The organism is Oceanisphaera avium (assembly GCF_002157875.1).
In the GTDB taxonomy this organism is placed as follows: domain Bacteria; phylum Pseudomonadota; class Gammaproteobacteria; order Enterobacterales; family Aeromonadaceae; genus Oceanimonas; species Oceanimonas avium.
Map to the genome: position 1 here is coordinate 2,420,017 of NZ_CP021376.1, position 18,420 is coordinate 2,438,436.

Annotated in this window: 16 protein-coding genes; 8 read left to right on the forward strand and 8 right to left on the reverse strand. The window is 44.4% G+C overall.

From position 1 onward, the window contains the following. Positions 1 to 114 precede the first annotated feature (114 nt). Positions 115 to 603 carry a transcription elongation factor GreB gene (greB, locus tag CBP12_RS11095; RefSeq protein WP_086964489.1) on the reverse strand — a complete coding sequence of 163 codons (489 nt, stop codon included), beginning with the start codon at positions 601 to 603 and terminating at the stop codon, positions 115 to 117. A 179-nt stretch (positions 604 to 782) separates the two neighbouring features. Between greB and CBP12_RS11100 the strand changes: the two genes are divergently transcribed. Further along, on the forward strand, positions 783 to 1,160 hold the full coding sequence (locus CBP12_RS11100; protein WP_086964490.1) for a DUF6746 family protein: 378 nt from the start codon (positions 783 to 785) through the stop codon (positions 1,158 to 1,160). Positions 1,161 to 1,399: 239 nt separating this feature from the next. Then, entirely contained in the window at positions 1,400 to 2,191 is a 792-nt protein-coding gene (locus CBP12_RS11105) for a hypothetical protein (protein ID WP_086964491.1), read from the forward strand. 18 nt (positions 2,192 to 2,209) lie between these two features. On the opposite strand, the gene CBP12_RS11110 is transcribed toward CBP12_RS11105, so the two are convergent. Continuing rightward, the gene (locus CBP12_RS11110) at positions 2,210 to 2,695 is read right to left on the reverse strand and encodes an Lrp/AsnC family transcriptional regulator (RefSeq protein ID WP_086964492.1); all 486 of its coding nucleotides are present in this window, start codon (positions 2,693 to 2,695) and stop codon (positions 2,210 to 2,212) included. Positions 2,696 to 3,123: 428 nt separating this feature from the next. Further along, positions 3,124 to 3,657, reverse strand: coding sequence for a superoxide dismutase family protein (gene sodC / locus CBP12_RS11115; RefSeq protein WP_086964493.1), 534 nt, complete (start codon positions 3,655 to 3,657; stop codon positions 3,124 to 3,126). Between the two features lie 315 nt (positions 3,658 to 3,972). Between sodC and CBP12_RS11120 the strand changes: the two genes are divergently transcribed. From CBP12_RS11120 to CBP12_RS11130, 3 genes are all read left to right on the forward strand, one after another. Continuing rightward, positions 3,973 to 5,685 (forward strand): diguanylate cyclase domain-containing protein, encoded by a 1,713-nt coding sequence (locus CBP12_RS11120; RefSeq protein ID WP_086964494.1) that lies wholly within the window; start codon positions 3,973 to 3,975, stop codon positions 5,683 to 5,685. A 188-nt stretch (positions 5,686 to 5,873) separates the two neighbouring features. Next, entirely contained in the window at positions 5,874 to 8,399 is a 2,526-nt protein-coding gene (locus CBP12_RS11125; protein ID WP_086964495.1) for a sensor domain-containing protein, read from the forward strand. Positions 8,400 to 8,788: 389 nt separating this feature from the next. Continuing rightward, positions 8,789 to 11,344, forward strand: a complete 2,556-nt coding sequence (locus CBP12_RS11130) for a putative bifunctional diguanylate cyclase/phosphodiesterase (protein WP_198341802.1) — start codon at positions 8,789 to 8,791, stop codon at positions 11,342 to 11,344. A 39-nt stretch (positions 11,345 to 11,383) separates the two neighbouring features. On the opposite strand, the gene hslO is transcribed toward CBP12_RS11130, so the two are convergent. Together hslO and hslR are read right to left on the reverse strand one after the other, a co-directional pair. Beyond that, entirely contained in the window at positions 11,384 to 12,244 is an 861-nt protein-coding gene (gene hslO, locus CBP12_RS11135; protein ID WP_086964497.1) for an Hsp33 family molecular chaperone HslO, read from the reverse strand. A 221-nt stretch (positions 12,245 to 12,465) separates the two neighbouring features. Continuing rightward, a complete protein-coding gene (gene hslR / locus CBP12_RS11140; protein WP_198341803.1) occupies positions 12,466 to 12,861 on the reverse strand; it encodes a ribosome-associated heat shock protein Hsp15 in 396 nt (131 codons plus the stop codon). Positions 12,862 to 13,012: 151 nt separating this feature from the next. On the opposite strand from hslR, the gene nudE reads away from it, so the two are divergent. Next, on the forward strand, positions 13,013 to 13,576 hold the full coding sequence (nudE, locus tag CBP12_RS11145; protein ID WP_086964499.1) for an ADP compounds hydrolase NudE: 564 nt from the start codon (positions 13,013 to 13,015) through the stop codon (positions 13,574 to 13,576). A gap of 185 nt (positions 13,577 to 13,761) precedes the next feature. On the opposite strand, the gene CBP12_RS11150 is transcribed toward nudE, so the two are convergent. Continuing rightward, positions 13,762 to 14,667 (reverse strand): glycosyltransferase family 2 protein, encoded by a 906-nt coding sequence (locus tag CBP12_RS11150; protein WP_086964500.1) that lies wholly within the window; start codon positions 14,665 to 14,667, stop codon positions 13,762 to 13,764. 288 nt (positions 14,668 to 14,955) lie between these two features. Continuing rightward, positions 14,956 to 15,414 (reverse strand): nucleoside deaminase, encoded by a 459-nt coding sequence (locus tag CBP12_RS11155; RefSeq protein WP_086964501.1) that lies wholly within the window; start codon positions 15,412 to 15,414, stop codon positions 14,956 to 14,958. Between the two features lie 419 nt (positions 15,415 to 15,833). Between CBP12_RS11155 and cysQ the strand changes: the two genes are divergently transcribed. Continuing rightward, positions 15,834 to 16,664: a 3'(2'),5'-bisphosphate nucleotidase CysQ gene (cysQ, locus tag CBP12_RS11160; protein WP_086964502.1), complete on the forward strand. Its 831-nt coding sequence runs from the start codon at positions 15,834 to 15,836 to the stop codon at positions 16,662 to 16,664. Between the two features lie 81 nt (positions 16,665 to 16,745). On the opposite strand, the gene metJ is transcribed toward cysQ, so the two are convergent. After that, a complete protein-coding gene (gene metJ, locus CBP12_RS11165) occupies positions 16,746 to 17,078 on the reverse strand; it encodes a met regulon transcriptional regulator MetJ (RefSeq protein WP_086964503.1) in 333 nt (110 codons plus the stop codon). Positions 17,079 to 17,261: 183 nt separating this feature from the next. Here metJ and metB point away from each other — a divergent pair, with 183 nt between their 5' ends. Then, positions 17,262 to 18,419, forward strand: a complete 1,158-nt coding sequence (gene metB / locus CBP12_RS11170; RefSeq protein ID WP_086964504.1) for a cystathionine gamma-synthase — start codon at positions 17,262 to 17,264, stop codon at positions 18,417 to 18,419. Position 18,420: the final 1 nt, after the last annotated feature.

The window sequence follows — 18,420 nt, forward strand, 5'->3', positions numbered from 1 at the left end:
AAATCGAGATCCTGAAACGAGTTCAGGAAGACGGCAAAACACCAAGCGCTTTAGCTGCCGGTTCTGCGGAGCAGGAAGGAGTCTGTCTTTAACGTATGGCGTACCGCGTAAGGCTTAACGCGTCGCTTTAAAGGGCTGATATTGAATTTTATTGATATACCACTCTTTTACGCCCGAGGGGGTGTGGACTAGCACTTCGTCATCCACTTGCTTACCAATAAGCGCGCGAGCCATGGGCGAGTTAATAGTAATGTAGTTATTTTTAGGATCCATTTCATCGCTGCCTACAATACGATAGCGCACTATATCACCGGCTTCATTTTCTAACTCCACCCAAGCGCCAAAGAATACTTTGCCATCTTGGCGGGGATCATAATCGACAATTTTTAATACTTCTAAACGCTTCATTAAAAAACGTACTCGCCGGTCTATTTCGCGTAGCCGGCGCTTACCATAAATATATTCAGCGTTCTCGCTACGGTCACCGAGCGCCGCCGCTTCTGATACTGCTTGAGTCACGGCAGGGCGCTCTACTTTCCACAGCTCTTTTAATTCTAAATCAAGCTGGTGCCAGCCGGCGCGAGTAATTAAATTAGTTTTCATTAACCGTTGTTTAATCCTTAAATATAGAAAGCTATTGTGGCTGAGACTTTCCCAAGAAGAAAGCTGAGCTAACTTTGATCAAGCACAAACTTTGTACGAAAAAGTAGTAGGTCTGCTAGACAAGATAAAGGTTAATGATTACTGTTTTCATCTTTAATGCACTATGCGAAGGAGTTAAAATGAAAGCACTATTCTCTCTGGCCTCAGTTGCAGTTGTTATGTTGGCCAGTACCGCTCACGCCACTGACGAACGTCCCTCTCACTTTAAAGGTGAAGACTCACCAACGTGGGAAGTCGCACAAGAAAATCTTAGCGAATATAACCAACGTTTAGCAAAATTAGTTAATCAAGACCAGCTTAGTGCAGACGATCTTCACCAAGTGCATCAGCTGACCTATACCTTAGAAAATGCGCTAGAGCGTATGGAAGAAGAATTAGAAAAGGTAGCTGAAACATTAGAAAAAGTGCATGTCGCTTCAGAAACTAATAAGCCAGATACGGTTAAAAAAGAGGGCGAAAAATACCTAACGGATGTTGAAAAGTTACTGAGTAAATAATTTTTTCTTTATATACCAGCAGGTTGCATTGCACTTGCTGGTTTTATTTTTAAGCGGTGTGTTAAGCCGTTGAGTTTACATCTTAGATATTGGCGGTAAAATAAGCTGTTTTGTATTCCATCGCAAGCGAGACAAATGCGACTTTTCTATCCCTTTCAAGAACCACCTTTTAGATTAGCTCTGTGTTTACTGTGGTGCGTGGGCACGAGTGAATATCATGAAAAGGGCTGGTTTACTTAATGGATAATTTAAAACAGTGGCAGCACGTGGCCGCCAAAACTTACCCCTTATTTAAGCAAATCAAACAAGACTTCGTTCGTGAAGCCAGCTTTTTAAAAGAGGAGGCGCCTACCTTAAATGAGCTGCTTGATTATACCCAACTCACCCATGAATTCTCTGACTACTTGTGGCTAGATACCGATAGCCTAGATAATCTTTCTTTGCAGCTGATGGATGCTAGGCATCCCGAGCACGCGCCGTTATTCGAACAATTTCGCCAGCATGCCTTAGGTAAACACCAAGATATATATGCGCCGCGGCCATTATTTTGGGGAGAAAATAGGCCTGCAGCCTTAGATATTGCGCCGCGCATCAATGACGAAGGGCTGAGTTATCGCTGTAATCTCGCCGTGCTTGAACACACACAAAGTAAGCCGCGCATTATCGGTAACTGGGTATTGAGCTTTAATGGTGAAATTCCAGTAGAGCGACCTGCACCGGCATTAGAGATGGCTTTAAAAAGTCTTTACTTATTGCCGGAGTGGCAGGGCTATGGTGTGGGCTCGGTAGTGAACCGCGTACTTAGTGAGTTATTGTGTAAAATTTTAAGTACGCCATTGGCCAGTGCACTGCCTAACGAGCTGCCTGCACCTCCTGCTATGCAGTTTTATGCCAACTATACCAGTCGTAATGGCCAACGAATGGGTAAGCAAATTGCGCGGCGACTTGCGCCTCTTGCCCGCCAGCACGGGCTGTTATATTACGATAGCAGCCAGTTTTGCCAGCAAGGCGTCGCTAGAAATATGATTTAGTGTGCAGTCGTGACTGCCTTAGCCTAAATGATCCAGTGGCAGGGCAGTTTCATGCTTGATGCGGCGTAAGACAAAGCTGGAACGTACGCCAGTGACACCATTAACACGGGTAAGCTTGCCCAAAAGAAATTGCTGATAGTGCTCCATATCTCGTACCACTACTTTTAATTGGTAGTCAGCATCGGTGCCGGTGATCAGATCGCATTCTAATACTTCAGAGAAGTCTTTAATGGCGGCATCGAAGTTTTCAAAGCGCTCGGGAGTATGCCTATCTAATGAGATATGAATATAGGCTTGCAGACTTAAGCCCAGTTGGTTGGCATCAAGTAACGTCACATGGTTAGCAATAAGACCTGCATCTTCTAGCGCCTTAACGCGCCGTGAGCAAGGTGAGGGTGATAAGCCAATGCGCTCGGCAAGTTCTAAATTGCTAATGCGCCCGTTAGCTTGCATTAGCTCTAAAATACGGCGATCAGTTCTATCGAGTTGAATTAAGTTGCTCATGTAATGGTCTTAAGAGTGAAAGTGTATGGTTTTTTATAGCATAAAGGGTGAGTTGTTGCTCTAAGTAAGGGTTTTAGCTGCAACTTAGCAAGCACTCTCCCTTAATAAAGCGCTACCATAGTTGCATCTGCTGGAGACAAACAGACCGACACCTTCGGACGCTGTTGCAAGCCAATTAACCCAATTGGTAAGCGCCACTAGGCCGCATTTTAAGAGAATGTGAGGCTGGAAGCCGGGCCACAAGCCTTGGCAAGATGCAGATCATCATCGCGGTTAGGCCGTTAAAAAAAGAGCACCCAAGGTGCTCTTTTTTTATGGAAAAATAGGTAAGGAGTGAGGCGGAGATAGTGAGGTATAACAAGCAAACACCAAACATAGACTAGTGTTTTGAATTTAATCCCCTCACGCCTCACCATTTACTCTTCACGCTACTTAACTACTCCACAGGCAAAGCGCGCACCGCCGCCACCTAAAGGCTCAGGGTTGTCACTGTGATTATCACCTCCCGCATGGATCATAAGCGCGTGACCTTTTAGGTCACTGAGTTTTTTCAGCTTAGGGGCGAGTACGGGATAGTGAGCATTACCTTCTTCATCTACGTAAAGCGCAGGTAAGTCACCTAAATGTCCATCATCATCATAAGGCCCTAAATGCTGGTCGGTTTTTTTAGGATCTAGGTGTCCTCCTGCTGCACCCCCTGGTACAACTTTACCGGCGTCGTCTTTCTTAGGGCCACAATCGGCGTTTTCATGCACATGAAAGCCATGAATGCCCGGCGTTAGCTCAGATAATTGCGGCGTGAATAGCAGGCCGTAATCGGTTTCAGTGACTTTAATTTGGCCAAGCTCACTGGCGGTGCCTTGCTCATTCACTGTATGAATGATGATGTCTAAGTCTTGTGCTAGAGCGGTTGCACTTAAGGTGGTAGCTAATAATGCGCTAGCAAGTAAAGTACGCTTCATGATGACTCCTTTCTAGTAATAAATAGGGAATGTGAAGTTGTCTTATAAAGTGGCTTTATTACGCGCTTAAACAGGAACTTAATATATTTACCCTGACAGCTCTCTGAGCATAGAGCAAGGGTAGGCAGCCTTCGAGTTAAAAACCCAGAATAGTTAAAAAAATTAACACTTTTCAGGCCGTTTTAGAATTGTGCTCGGTATTCACTCTTTACAACGATATTTTAAACTTAGATATACCGGACATTCTCCGTATAATGTGCTTATCAGTTATCAATTTAACAAGTGATAACTATTTATTGATGAGTGGATCTATTTATGAGCCTATCTTCGCTACGGTCAACATCGGATATTACGCCCTTGAGTGGTGCTAACTCATTAACTGCTAGCGAGACAGATTGGCAGCAGTTATGTCAGCAAGTGTGTGTAACGAGTCACGCTTTACATGCCTGTTTTGTATTATTTAATGCTAATGAAGAGCTCCCTCATTTATTTTATAGCGAACATTGGCCGTTATTGTCTGAGTGGCAGACGCATGATTACCAGCATATTTTGCAAAAAAACTTATTCTATCACCCACTCTCTAAGCCTAATTCTACACTCAAAAATTACTTAGCCATTCCTATTAAACGCGGCCATATTAGCGGTCTTTTGTTATTACATTTTTCTGGAAACTTACCCACGTTAAATGAAAAAAACAAACAATTGCTAGATACCTTTGCCATGCATGGCGCCTTGTTATTCCAAGCTAACCAACCCAAACTTAAACACCGCCGAGTCAGTATTTCTCGCCATCTTATTCAGCGTTTTAAAAAAGTACTGAACCAAGCCGCTACCCCCATTAGTGCATTTGATGCCAGTGGGAAATGTGTATTTTGGAATTTAGCCTGTGAGCGAGTATTTGGCTGGCATAGTGAAGAAATGACGCAACATGAGTCTCCCATTTGTTTATTTTATCCTGAGGAAACTGAGCGCCAGCTAGTAATGAAAGAGGCGAGAGCGCTAGGGCGCTCAAGCTTTAAAGAATGGCATCCTTTTAATAAAGCAGGGCAGCGCTTAGGTATTTTATGTACCTCGATTAGTCTCACCGAGGGCATTAGTTTATGTATCTGTCATGATATTACTGAGCAAAAAAAGTGGCTTAAACAGCAGCACCTTGCGCCTAATGTTTTTGAGTCGAGTTACGATGGTATTATTATTTCCGATCCTAATCATCGAATTACGCATGTTAACCCGGCTTTTACCCGCATTACGGGCTTTAGCGCGGCTGAAGTCGTGGACCGCTACCCTTATGTTTTTAAATACTTGTTATCTAATCCTGAGTTTTATCATTACTTAGCGGCTCAGCTTAAGGTAAAGGATCATTGGCAAGGCGAGTTAAATAGCCAACGAAAAAGTGGTGAAGATTGTGCGCTATTGTTAGCTATTACCGCAGTAAGAGATCACAGCGGTAATATTTTAAATCATGTTACTGTGTTATCAGATATCACCCATTTAAAACAACATGAGGCTAATCTTCGACATCAAGCCTTTCATGACGCCCTAACGGGCATTCCTAACCGACTGCTCTTTAGTGAGCTGCTTGAACGCGCTATTTATCGTTGTCAGCGCAAGCAGAGCCAATTGGCTGTGTGCTATTTAGATCTTGATGGCTTTAAAGCCATTAATGATAACTTTGGTCACGCCGCCGGCGACGCCTTATTAATAGAAATTAGCCAGCGCCTAAATTCACGTACTCGCGCCTGTGATGCGCTAGCCAGACTCGGAGGTGATGAATTTGTATTATTGTGCACCGAGTTTGAATCACGTGAGGAATGTGCCGATATTTTAGAGCGCATCCAAGCTGTGATCCGTGAGCCGGTGCTATTAGAGGCAGAAACGGTGTATGTGTCTGCCAGTATTGGTGTTGCCTTATATCCTGACGATGCCGACCATGCTGAGCTATTGCTGCGCTACGCGGATCAAGCCATGTATCAAGCAAAAAAGCAGAGCAAAGATACGTATGTGTTTTTTGATACGCTAAATAAATAGTACTGCGAGTATCCCCTCCTTTTTCAAGCCAGTTTTGGGTCTTAAAAATTTAATTCGACCCTACTGGCAACGCAACCTAAAAACTGTCCTACTCTTAGTGTCACTTTATCTCAAACTAGTTGTGAGCCGTGCTTATTATCAGCGGCGGCCTTTGAGAATCGTTTTTTAGAAAAATAATAGGCATGGATATGCGACTGCAACATAATCAGGATGATTGGGCGCGCCCCGCCAACTTGCACATCACGACACCTGAGTTGGACTGGCAACAGTTATGCCAGCAAGCCAGCTACAGCTGTGGGGCTTTGAATACTCGTTTTGTGTTTTTTGCCGGTGTAAGCACAACACCTCAGATAATTCCCGAGGCAAAGCTAACTAGGCCAGACTCTTGGACTTTGGCCGACTATCAGCAAATATGGCGCCAAGCGAGCTTTTATCAGGCATTAGCAGCACCTAACAGTACGCTGAAGAATTACATGGCTATTCCTATTGCTCGGGCTAAGGTGCAAGGGTTGTTGGTGCTTCATTTTGCCGCTAGCGCACCTAAGCTTAGCCAAACACAGTATTTATTGCTTAATACCTTAGCCACCTATGCGGCGCTATTGTATCAAGAACAAACGGCGCCGCAGTTGCTTAAAGTAGATACCGCGGCGGCCAATAAGCATAGAAAAGAACAGAGCTCACGGCGGTTATTTAAAAGGCTAAAAAAGCTATTTAATGATGTGCCCATTCCCATTAATGCCTTTGATGAACACCAGCGTTGTATTTTTTGGAATCAAGCCTGTGAACAAGTTTTAGGCTGGTCTAAAACTGAGATTAAGCAGCATCCTGCTCCGTTACAATTATTCTATCCCGATGAGCAAGAGCAACAACAATTAAAAGCGGCCTTCAATGGGGAATGTAACTCTGAATTTAAAGAGTGGCAGCTGCGCCATCGTAACGGCCAGCTCCTCACTATGCTGTGGGCGCACATTAAATTACCCAATGGCGACACCTTATGTGTGGGCCATGATATGAGTGTGCAACATGAAATAGCGCATTTACAGCGCTTGGCTACCAATGTCTTTGAGTCCAGCTACGACGGCATTATGGTCACGGATGCTGATCATTGTATTACTCATATTAATCCCGCTTTTACCCGCATTACAGGTTATCAACTTGATGAAGTGAAAGGGCGCTATCCCGACTTATTAAAATATTTACCCGCCGATCGTAAGCTTTATCTCGAACTGGTGGCACATTTTAAAAGCCATGACTTTTGGCAAGGAGAGCTAACGGGATTACGAAAAAACGGTGAGAGCTATTCATTGTTACTGGCCGTTACTGCCGTTAAAAGTGACGCCGGACAAGTGCTGAGTCATGTGTCTATATTTACGGATATTACTTATTTAAAACAGCATGAGGCGCAGTTACGCCATCAAGCGTTTCATGATGCCCTAACAGGAGTCCCTAATCGGTTACTGTTTGGTGAGCTGTTAGAGCGAGCCATTGCCAGTGCAGAACGCGATAAAGGGCGCTTAGCAGTGTGTTATTTAGACTTGGATGGTTTTAAGGCCGTGAATGATAAATTGGGGCATGCGGCGGGAGATCAGTTATTAATAGAGGTGAGCCGGCGATTAGGCTCAATTACTCGAAGTTGTGATGCAATGTCGCGCTTAGGCGGCGATGAGTTTGCCTTGCTATTTACTGGCTTGCACTCGATTGAAGAAGGAGAAGAAATACTAAAGCGCGTGCACAATATTATAAATCAGACGACCTATATTGAAGGTGAACAGGTTAAAGTATCGGCCAGTATTGGCGTGGCTTTGTATCCAGAAGATGCCGATGAAGCCGAGTTATTGCTGCGTTATGCAGACCAAGCCATGTATGAAGCTAAAAAACAGGGTAAAAATGGCTATGTTTTTTTTGATGAGAGCCAAACTTATGAACAACATAGCCATGCCCAGCAATTAGCCTTAATTAGCCAAGGCTTAGCAAGGGGGGAGTTATGTTTATATTACCTGCCCGCGATTGATCTCCATACCCAGCGCGTAGTGCGTCTTGAAGCCTTATTGCGCTGGCAGCATCCTCAGCAGGGGCTGCGCACGCCAAGCGATTTTTTACCAATAGTGATGGGCAGTGCGTTAGAGCTGGAGCTAGGAGTTTGGGTCATTGAAGAAGTGCTTAAGCAAATAGAGATATGGCAACAGCAAGGACTGACTTTAAAGGTTAGTTTTAATGTGAGTGCCGGTCAGTTGTTAGATGACAATTTCACGCCTAAGTTAGCACACTTATTAAGTGCTTATCCTGCTTCTTTTGCTAGTCAGCTGGAGTTAGAGTTTCAAGAAAGTGCGATTCAAGCAGATATTAATGCGGCAGTAGATGCGCTACAGCGCTGTCGTGATCTGGGGATCAGCATGTCTATTGATAACTTTGGTACCGGCTATTCGTCTTTAAGTCATCTTAACCAGCTTCCTATTGATACCATAAAAATAGATCGTAGCTTTATTAACGATCTATTATCCAATGCGCATGATCTGAGTATGGTTACCAGTGTTATTCAGCTGGCCGCCGCCCTTAAGCTCAATGTGATGGCCGAAGGAGTAGAGGAAGCTGCTCAAGGCGTGCGTCTCTTACAATTAGGTTGTACTCAAGTGCAAGGGTTTGGTATTTCTCAGCCTATGCCAGCTGCTCATGTCCCGGCATGGCTTAAAAGCTGGAACTATAAGCTGCAATAATTTAAATTTACCTACTGTGCTTATTTTAAACTTGGTTAAATAACAAGGTGCCTCTCAATGAGGCACTTTGTTGTTTAACATGAAGATAAATATATGAATTGGTTTTTATTGCCCTAACTGACTAGCCGTTTTTAAAAGCGCCTTATATTAATTATGCTGATCATTTGCAACCTTGCTAATGTAGCGAGTTATTTTAGCTAATAAATTAATTTCATTTAAAGATGAATATTGGATGCTTAATAAAGAATAATAATAACCATTTGTCTTATATGAACTCATCTTATTTATGTGGTATAAAACTAAAACCACTAAGCTTAAACTTTAAAATGCTTTTACCTTAAAGATTGGCTTATTTTCGCACATACATGCCCATTATTATAAGTAGGAATATGCGCTCTCAAGGAAAAGAAGACGCCACCATTAGTGATGGCATAGTGCTCGTTGTTCAACAAAGCGATGAGTGGCGCAAGCTTTGCCAGCAAATAGTAGTGCTAACTAACGCTCAGCAAGCGTGTTTTATTTTTTTCGCTACTAACACTATTACTGTTATCGCCAGCGACCATAAGCCTAGTATTTGGTCTGAGGACGATTATCGTCAGTTACTTAAAGAAAATCAGTTTTATCAGCTACTTGATAAGCCAAAAGAGCCACATAATAATTATGTGGCTATTCCTATTAAACGAGGTGAGCTAACCGCTTTATTATTGCTAACCTATGTTAACAATCAGCCCGCGGCGCCTTCGTTTCTTAGTTTAAAGGATGAGCAAACTAGCCTTTTAGATATATTGGCTTTACAAGGAGCGCTATTGTGGCAAGAGCAGCACTGGTATGGTGCTGCGGCTCATGGCTTTGATAATGAAGAAAGACCTGTACCTGAAGTGAGTTCAGGGGGATTATTTAAACGATTAAAACAGTTGTTTCACCAAGCGCCTATTTTAGTGAATGCCTTTGATGCACAGGGGCGCTGTATTTTATGGAACCAAGCTTGTGAAAAAACCTTTGGCTGGAGCCGAGCAGAAATAAAAAGTCACCCTTCGCCTTTTCTTTTATTTTACCCCGATGGCGAAGAGCGCCAGCGAATGATTAGTGCCTTGCATACCAGTAACCATTCTGAATTTGTAGAATGGCGACCTTTTAATCGAGCCGGGCAGCGACTGACTATCTTATGGGCACACGTTAGCTTGCCACATGGCGGGGCGTTATGCGTTGGCCATGATATTAGCCAGCAAATCCAAGCGCTTAATGAGCAGCGTTTGGCGGCTAATGTGTTTGAGTCCAGCTATGATGGTATCGTTATTTCTGATCCTCATCATCGCATTACCCATATTAACTCGGCTTTTACGCGTATTACTGGTTTTACGCCAGCAGATATTATTGGCCGCAGTCCCTATCAGCCCACTCATATAGTTTTTGAGAGTAAGTTTTATCTCTCGTTACGCGAGCAACTTAAAACTCAAGACTATTGGCATGGTGAGCTGAATGGGCGCAGAAAAAATGACGAACAATGCATCTTGCGCTTAGCTGTGACTGTGGTGCGCGATGAAAAAGGACAGGTCGTAAACCATGTGACTATCTTGTCTGACATCACTCATTTAAAGCAGCATGAAAATAATCTTAAGCATCAAGCTTTTCACGACTCGCTTACAGGTATTCCTAATCGTTTATTATTTGGTGAGTTATTAGAGCGCGCTATTACTACCAACCAGCGTAACCAGAGCCAATTAGCGGTCTGCTATTTAGACCTAGATGGCTTTAAATTAGTCAATGACAGCTTTGGTCACGCCGCAGGAGATAACCTGTTAATAGAAGTCAGTCAGCGTTTGGCAGCAATTACTCGAGGCTGTGATGCGGTGGCGCGTTTAGGCGGGGATGAGTTTGTATTGCTCTTTAGCGGGCTAAACTCAAAACAAGAATGTGACTCTATATTACAGCGTGTTAAAAAAGTGATTTGTGAACCCGTCATCCTAGATGAGGGAGTAGTGACAATTTCCGCAAGTATTGGAGTGGCCTTATATCCGCAAGATGCCGATGAGGCAGAGTTATTATTGCGCTATGCGGATCAAGCGATGTATCAAGCTAAGGCGCAAGGTAAAAACGACTATGTCTTTTTTGATGTGACCTTACAACAGCAAGCACGCAGTGCCACCCAGCGCCTTGAGCAGTTGCAAGAAGGATTTCGCCGAGGTGAGTTCTTACTTCACTACCAGCCTGCCATTGACTTAAAAACGCAACAAGTCATTAGACTGGAAGCCCTTTTACGCTGGTCTCATCCTGAACTGGGCTTATTAGCGCCGGCGGATTTTTTACCCGTGTTAAACGGTAGCTATTTAGAGCTTGAGCTAGGGCTGTGGGTGGTTAAGCAAATACTCGAGCAGTTACAGCTTTGGCAAGCGCAAGGGCTGACCCTGACAGTGAGTATTAATGTAGGGACAGGGCAGTTATTGCATAAAGATTTTGTTAATCAGTTTAGCCAATTGCTCGCGCTTTATCCGAGCTCCTTTAGCCGCTTATTGGCCCTGGAGTTTCAAGAAAAGGCCCTATTAAGTGATGTGCAAGCTGCTATGGCAGTTTTACAGTGCTGTCGAGATTTAGGCGTTAGTACCACCTTAGATAACTTTGGCCTAGGACACGCCTCGCTAAATCATCTTCACCAGCTGCCCTTAGATGCCATTAAAATTGATCGCAGCTTTATCAGTGACTTACTCACTAATCAGCGCCATGTCAGCTTGGTACAAAGTGTTATTCAATTAGCAGCAGCCCTAAAGCTCGGCGTGACCGCTGAGGGCGTGGAAAAGCACGAACAAAGTGACCGCTTACAAGAGCTGGGTTGCTTTCAAATTCAAGGCTATGGCGTGGCGCTGCCCATGCCGGCAGAGCAAGTACAAGAGTGGCTGGGTGTGTGGGAGCGCAGTGATAAGCGCCTAGGTCAGGTGCAAGCCAAATAATGGCTTGCACTGTTATTAAGGGTGCCGTTGTTTAAGAGATTAGTGAAGAGTGGGTGGCTCACTAAATAAAGCACTGATATCGTCTTGATCAAACTGGTATTGCTGAGCGCAATAATCACAGTTCATTTCAATTTTCCCCTGTTCTTGTAGGATATCTTGCGCTTCTGCTTCTCCTACTTGCAACAACGCTTGCTCACATTTTTCCCGTGAACACGTGCATTGAAAACTCACGGCTTGCGGATCGAAGACGCGCACTGACTCTTGATGGTAGAGTCGATACAGCACTTCATGGGCATCTAAATTAAGAAGTTCTTGGGGCTTGATGGTTTGAGTAAGGGCTTCAAGATGTGAAAACTCTTCTCCTTGGCCGTCTGGTAAAGCTTGCAGCAACATGCCGGCACAGCGCGGTGTGTCTTGGCTTAAGTCGGTAAATAGCCAAATGCGCGTAGTCAGCTGCTCAGATTGAGCAAAGTAATTTTCTAAGCTCTCACTTAAGGAGTGCTCGCCTAACTCCACTATCCCTTGATAGCGTTCGCCTTCATTAGGCGTAATAGTAATGGCCAAATACCCTTTACCCACTATTTTAGACAGCGTATCGGAATCGGGCACTTCCCCTTCCCAGCGTGCGACACCCCGTAGCTGCTGTAAGTTATCTCCGTTAATAACCGCCAATGAGACAGGGCCATCACCTTGCAACTGCACGGTAATATGGCCTTCAAACTTAAGTGTGGCCGTCAGTAAACTGGTAGCGGTAAGCAATTCACCGAGCAAGCGCTGCACCGGAGCGGGGTAGCTTTGAGAAGCCAGCACCTGTTGATAGCTGTGCTGTAACTGAACCAGCTCGCCACGAACTTGATAGTTATCAAAAAGATAGCGGTGCAATGTGTCTATATGAGTCATAAAAATCCTGTCTGGGCTTGAGGCACTATGAAGGGTGCTGTAAGCGGTTACCTAATAAATATGGGGGCAAGTTCGTAACTAACAAGAGCTGAGAGTGCCTTACGGTCTATGTTAAAGATAAACCCTACTTGCAGCAGAATAAATGCATCAAAATTGGGCTCGACCAGCTCGTTGCTGTTTTTAATTGTCTTTAGCTTAGTGCTGCAAGCTCCCCGCAGGGCTTATTCTTGACCATGCTTAACTTTTAGCAAAGAACGACGCTCTTTTTTATCGGGCTTGCGTTGTGGGCTGGGGGTAAATTGATTATTAAGTTTACGCGCCTCGGCATTGAGCTCACGTTTTTTAATGCTCTCTGGCGTCTCATCATATAAGAGTTGCGCCTGCTCAGCTTTCCCTCTGTGCTCGCTTAGGGCGAGTACCTGAACTTCTCGTTCGTCGTCACCTTGGCGTAATTTAATAGTATCGCCGATTTCTACTATTTTGCTGGGCTTAGTGCGCTGACCATTATAATGCACTTTACCTCCTTCAATCATAGCGCGCGCTATGCTGCGCGTTTTATAAAACCGAGCCGCCCACAGCCATTTATCTAATCGCACCTTGCTTATGATTGTGTTCATCTCGTCCATCTTGCTTGTTGACTGACAAATAATGATAACAGATGCCACCTTAATTGGCTGTGCTAGCCTGCTGAACCGAATATGCTGAGCAGACGCATGCGCCTAGTTAGGATAAGCTCTTAATAGAGCTAGCCGATAGAGGATGTGAGCAGTGGGCGATAACAAACAAAAACCTCAAATTTTACACACTGAGTTAGTGGCACAAAGTCGCTTATTTAAGGTGGAGTCGGTGCATCTTAGATTTAGTAATGGGGTAGAGCGCCTCTACGAGCGCATGAGAAACGGCGGCAATGGCGCTGTGATGCTAGTGCCCCTATTAGACAAAGACACCCTATTATTAATTCGTGAGTATTGTGCCGGCACCGACAGTTATGAATTGGGTTTTCCAAAAGGGCTCATAGACCCGGGTGAAAATGCTTTTGAAGCAGGCAACCGAGAGCTGATGGAAGAAGTGGGCTATGGTGCGCGACAACTCACACCTTTAAAGCAAGTGACGCTAGCACCTAGCCATTTTGGTAGCCGTATGGATATATTATTGGCGCAAGACTTATACCCAGAATGGCGAGCAGGCGATGAGCCTGAGCCACTAGAAGTGGTGCCATGGCGCCTAGACAAATTGTATGATTTATTAGCGCACCCCGATTTTAGCGAGGCGCGCAGTATTTGTGGCTTATATTTATTACAAAACTGGCTTAACAGTAGCAATGCAAAGTAATTAACTAAGATTAAAAATGGTATTCATAAATAGAGCAATAGCTTTAAATTGTTATATTTTTTAAGTGGTTAAATATATAAAGCAACAACCATTAAACAACCGTAGTTAATTGAATTACATTATTATTCTATAAATAATAAAAGAGAGCGCCATAGACTAATGCGTTCTCTATTTTTTAGCTAAGATTAAAGGTTAAGTACATTAAGCGGATTAAGCTTACCTCTAATCAAATCGGAAATGGCGCGTGCATTGCCTTTTAAGCGACCGGAGTAATCTTTAATTCGCACGCCTCGTAATGTCTTAGACGAGTTGCTCGCCACGTTTTTGCTCATTAGCTTAACCGCAGCCGGCCAAGGCATGCTGCCTTTTTTGATTAAATAAAGCGGGTTGGCAATTTGCGAGTAGCCAAAACGAACTCCGCTAGTACGGCCATTGCTGGTACCTAAATGCACACCTTTAGTAGCGGACACTTTTCGTAAGACACCATACTTAAGTGCTCGGTGGGCAAAGTCGTAATCTTCTTGCCAAGAATACATGGGTAAGTTTTCATCGAATCTTTGCAGTTGCATTATCTTACCTGCATACGCCATATTGCAGCCATATAAGCCCTGCACAGCGCTTGGTTTCTCATGGGTATCTGCTGACTGACTCGTTAAGTAGTTCTGAGCCTCTTCCTCAGGAATACCGAATTCAAGATGAACTCCATCCGCTAAAACTAAACCTGTAATACCGACCACGTCAGTATTCTCAGTAAAGTATTTTTGTGCCTCAGCTATCCAGTTCTGGGCGGGTCGGAAATCATCATCAAAAAATGTGACGAACCAATCTTGCTCTACGGCTAATTCAGGCTGAGTAGTTAGCAAGGTCTCAATACCTGCATTTCGTTGAATACATAACCCCGCGTTAGATATAACCAGCTCGCCTTTTTTTTGCTCTATAAAAGGATGAGTTTCTAAACCTTCGATATCACTCTGTTCGCTACCGACAACCACTACATAGTGCGGCATAAGACTTTGATTCAACAAATAATCTAATAATACTTTGGTTTCTTTTGCTCTGCCTTTTGTAGCAACAATAACAAACGGTTTCATATATAATATATCCAAGTAAAAGTTAACAATTGAATCTTAAAGTTCACATTCTCAGTAGTTATATAACAGCAGGCAGACGTGTAGGTATGCCAATAATAAGATTGGTCACCCGAGCAGCAAGTTATTAAAAACTCATTTGCGGAAAAAAAGATACGTAATCTTGTAAAGCTGGAATATCATACAGTGCTCAAATAAAATTCCAAGTCAAAGCTTAAATAATAAATAGATTTAGTATTTTATTAACAATTAATAGCAGGCTCTTTTACTTTCTCTGAGCCTGCCAAAATATTAGGCGGGATTTTTTTCAGCGTAAAGAGTGAAAGGTTTACTCTGTTCGTCTATGGGTAAGTGCTCAACCTTGGCACCCTGTTGGCCAAAGGACTGCTGCATACGAGCGTAGCCTTGTTCAGTGGAATAACCAAAGGGCCCGCCAATTTCATCATCGGCGCAAAATACTACCCGCTCTACACCGGCATTAACCATGGCTGCCATACACATAGGGCAAGGCTTTCCACTGGCGTACATTATGCTACCCGGATGAGTGAAGCGAGCGTGTTCACGGCTAGCGATACGCAGTGCCTGAATTTCTGCATGAGCGGTGGGGTCGTGATCCACATGGGCCTGGTTCATGGCTTCGGCTAATACTTTTCCGTCTTGGACTAAAATTGCGCCAAAGGGCTCTCCGCCTTGTGCCACGCTCTCGCATGCCAAGTCCACGGCACGTTGTATTAAACTTTTATCATTCATTTGTTGCTCCTTTATATTGTTATGCCTGTGTTAGAGGTGCCTTTAGGCTGGCTCTTAATTTAGTGGTTAGTCATCCTCTTTGGCAAGCTAAGGCCTCGCTAAAACTCGGTGATCATAGCTAATCGCAGCCACAACAGGAAATCACAGACAAAATGACTCTTTAATCGTATTAAATGTGAGCAGCAATCGGTTATGCCGGCTCACTTATATTTTTAGCTAGTGCTTTCTGGCAAACTGCGATTACAGTAAAGTAGCTTGCAGGTTGTTAAGTTTTTAAAGCGCAGTGCTTTGCTAAAAAGATGAACCTTAGCTTTTTGTGAGGTGTGAGTTATTTTATTAAATCAACTTCGAGTGTGGATAAGATGTATCTCACGGTGTGGGTGTTGGCTGCAAATGTGGCTCGATAAAAAGGAGTAAATATGGATGTTTCTGCCTTGTTGCCCAGTGTTATTGCTGCTGCTCGCCAGTCGGGTGCCTTGATTTTATCGCTTTATAATAGTGGTGATTATAAAGCGCTTAATAAAGATGATAATAGTCCGGTAACAGATGCCGACTTAGCCGCTCATGAGTTTTTACAACAGGCGCTGCGCGATATTGCCGATGTGCCGGTACTATCGGAAGAAGGCAGTGAAGTCTCGCTAGCAGAGCGTAAAAGCTGGCCTTATTACTGGCTAGTGGATCCGCTGGATGGAACTCAAGAGTTTATTGCTGGAAGTGGCGATTTTTCTACCATGATTGCGTTAATGGCAGAGGGTGAGCCGGTGTTGGGCGTGGTATTTGGTCCTGTTAATGACTTGCTGTATTACGCGGTGCGTGGCCAAGGTGCATTCAAAGAAAGTCAGGGGCAGGTGCAACGTATCTTTGCCAGCCATTACGATAGTCGCCAGTCATTAGAGACACTGCGCATTACGGTAAGTAGACGCCAAAATGTTGATTGGGTACGCGCCCGTTTAACGGATGAGATTAATTACCAGTTAGTACCGCTTGGCTCCAGCTCTTTAAAGTCTTGCCTAGTGGCAGAAGGCGGGGCGGATATTTATATGCGTATTGGCCCTACGGGTGAGTGGGATACCGGAGCGACACAATGCATAGTGGAAGAAGCAGGTGGGCGTATTCGCGATTTGTACCTGCAGCCTTTAACTTATAATTTGCGCCACACTTTAATTAATCCCAATTTTATTACGCTTGGGGATCCTGAGCTAAGGTGGTCACAAATTCTCATTAGGCCAGAAGGTAATGGCGACTATTAGGTATTAGCTACTTAGCGGCCTAAATAACAAATATAAAAAACCGCAGACGAAAATTAGTAGTCTGCGGTTTTTTTAGTGCGGCTATAGTTGTTCGTCGCTTTCGAAGTCTTCAATTTCAATGCCAAGTTTTGCCATAATATCGCGCGCTCTGGCAGGGATTTGATCAGGCACGTCTTTGCGCAAGTCTTCGTCATCAGGCAACGGTTGTCCGGTATAGGCATGCAGAAAAGCTTCACACAATAATTCGCTATTCGTGGCATGACGCAAGTTATTAACCTGTCGACGGGTGCGCTCATCGGTTAGTATCTTTAATACCTTGAGAGGGATAGACACGGTAATCTTTTTTACTTGTTCATTTTTTTTGCCGTGCTCGGCATAAGGGCTGATATAGTCGCCGTTCCAATCAGTTTTCATTATCTACCCGCATCAAGGTTAAAAATTCGAGCAAGATTGTAACTCTTACACATTATATTGGCAATCCAACAGCTTAAACACCTGGCCGTCTAGGTGGCTTGACGTCTCGCTTGCGCTGGGTTACTGTGCGCGAAAGCAATAGTGACTTTTATAATTAAGCCGCCTCGGGGCAAAGGAGAATAAATGCCAGATTATCAGACTCAAACTCATGCGGTTCGTACCGGCATTGACACGGATTCTCAGCACGGTGCCGTCGTGCCCCCCATCTATTTAACCAGCACCTTTTCCTTTGAAAATTTTGGTAAACAGCGCCGTTTTGATTATGCCCGCTCGGGCAATCCTACTCGCCAAACTTTAATTGATGCGCTCACTAAATTGGAAAAAGGCGCCGGTGGCGCAGTAACGGCTAATGGCACTGGTACTATTAACCTGATTATTACCTCGCAGCTTAACAGCGATGATTTATTAATTGCCCCGCACGACTGCTATGGTGGCACCCATAGAATATTTAATGCCTTTGCTAAAAAAGGCCACTTTAAAGTGGAATACGTAGATCAAACCGATGCCGCCGCTATGGCCGCCGCCATGGCAAAAAAGCCCAAGATGCTGTGGATTGAAACGCCTTCTAACCCCTTGCTGCGGGTCGTCGATATTGCCGCCTTGTGTAGCGCCGCTAGGGAAGTGGGTGCCATGAGCGTGGTAGATAACACCTTTTTATCGCCCATTTTACAGCAGCCGTTAACGCTTGGTGCCGATTTAGTGGTGCACTCCACCACTAAGTATATTAATGGCCATTCTGATGCCTTAGGTGGGGCTGTAATCGCCGCCGACGCTGAGCTGGCCGAAGAGCTGCGCTGGTGGGCTAATTGCTTAGGCGTAACGGGTCCGGCCTTTGATAACTATCAGACGCTACGAGGCTTACGTACTTTGGGCGTAAGAATGCGCCAACACTGTGAAAACGCTGATGCTATCTTAGCGTATTTGCAGACTCGCTCCGAAGTAAAAGCTATTTATCATCCAAGCTTACCCGACAGCCCGGGTCATGAGGTGGCTGCGCGCCAACAAAAAGGCTTTGGCGCTATGCTGAGCTTTGAGTTAAATGTCGATGAGGCAGGCATGCGCGCCTTTTTAGGCGAGCTGCAGCTGTTTTGTTTGGCGGAGTCTTTAGGCGGTGTAGAAAGCTTAATTGCCCATCCCGCCACCATGACCCATGCAGCTATGCCAGAAGCTGATCGGTTAACGGCCGGCATTAGTAATCAACTGCTACGGTTATCGGTAGGCATTGAAGATGCTCAAGACCTCATTGCCGACTTAGAAAACGGATTTAAGGTACTCAACTAAT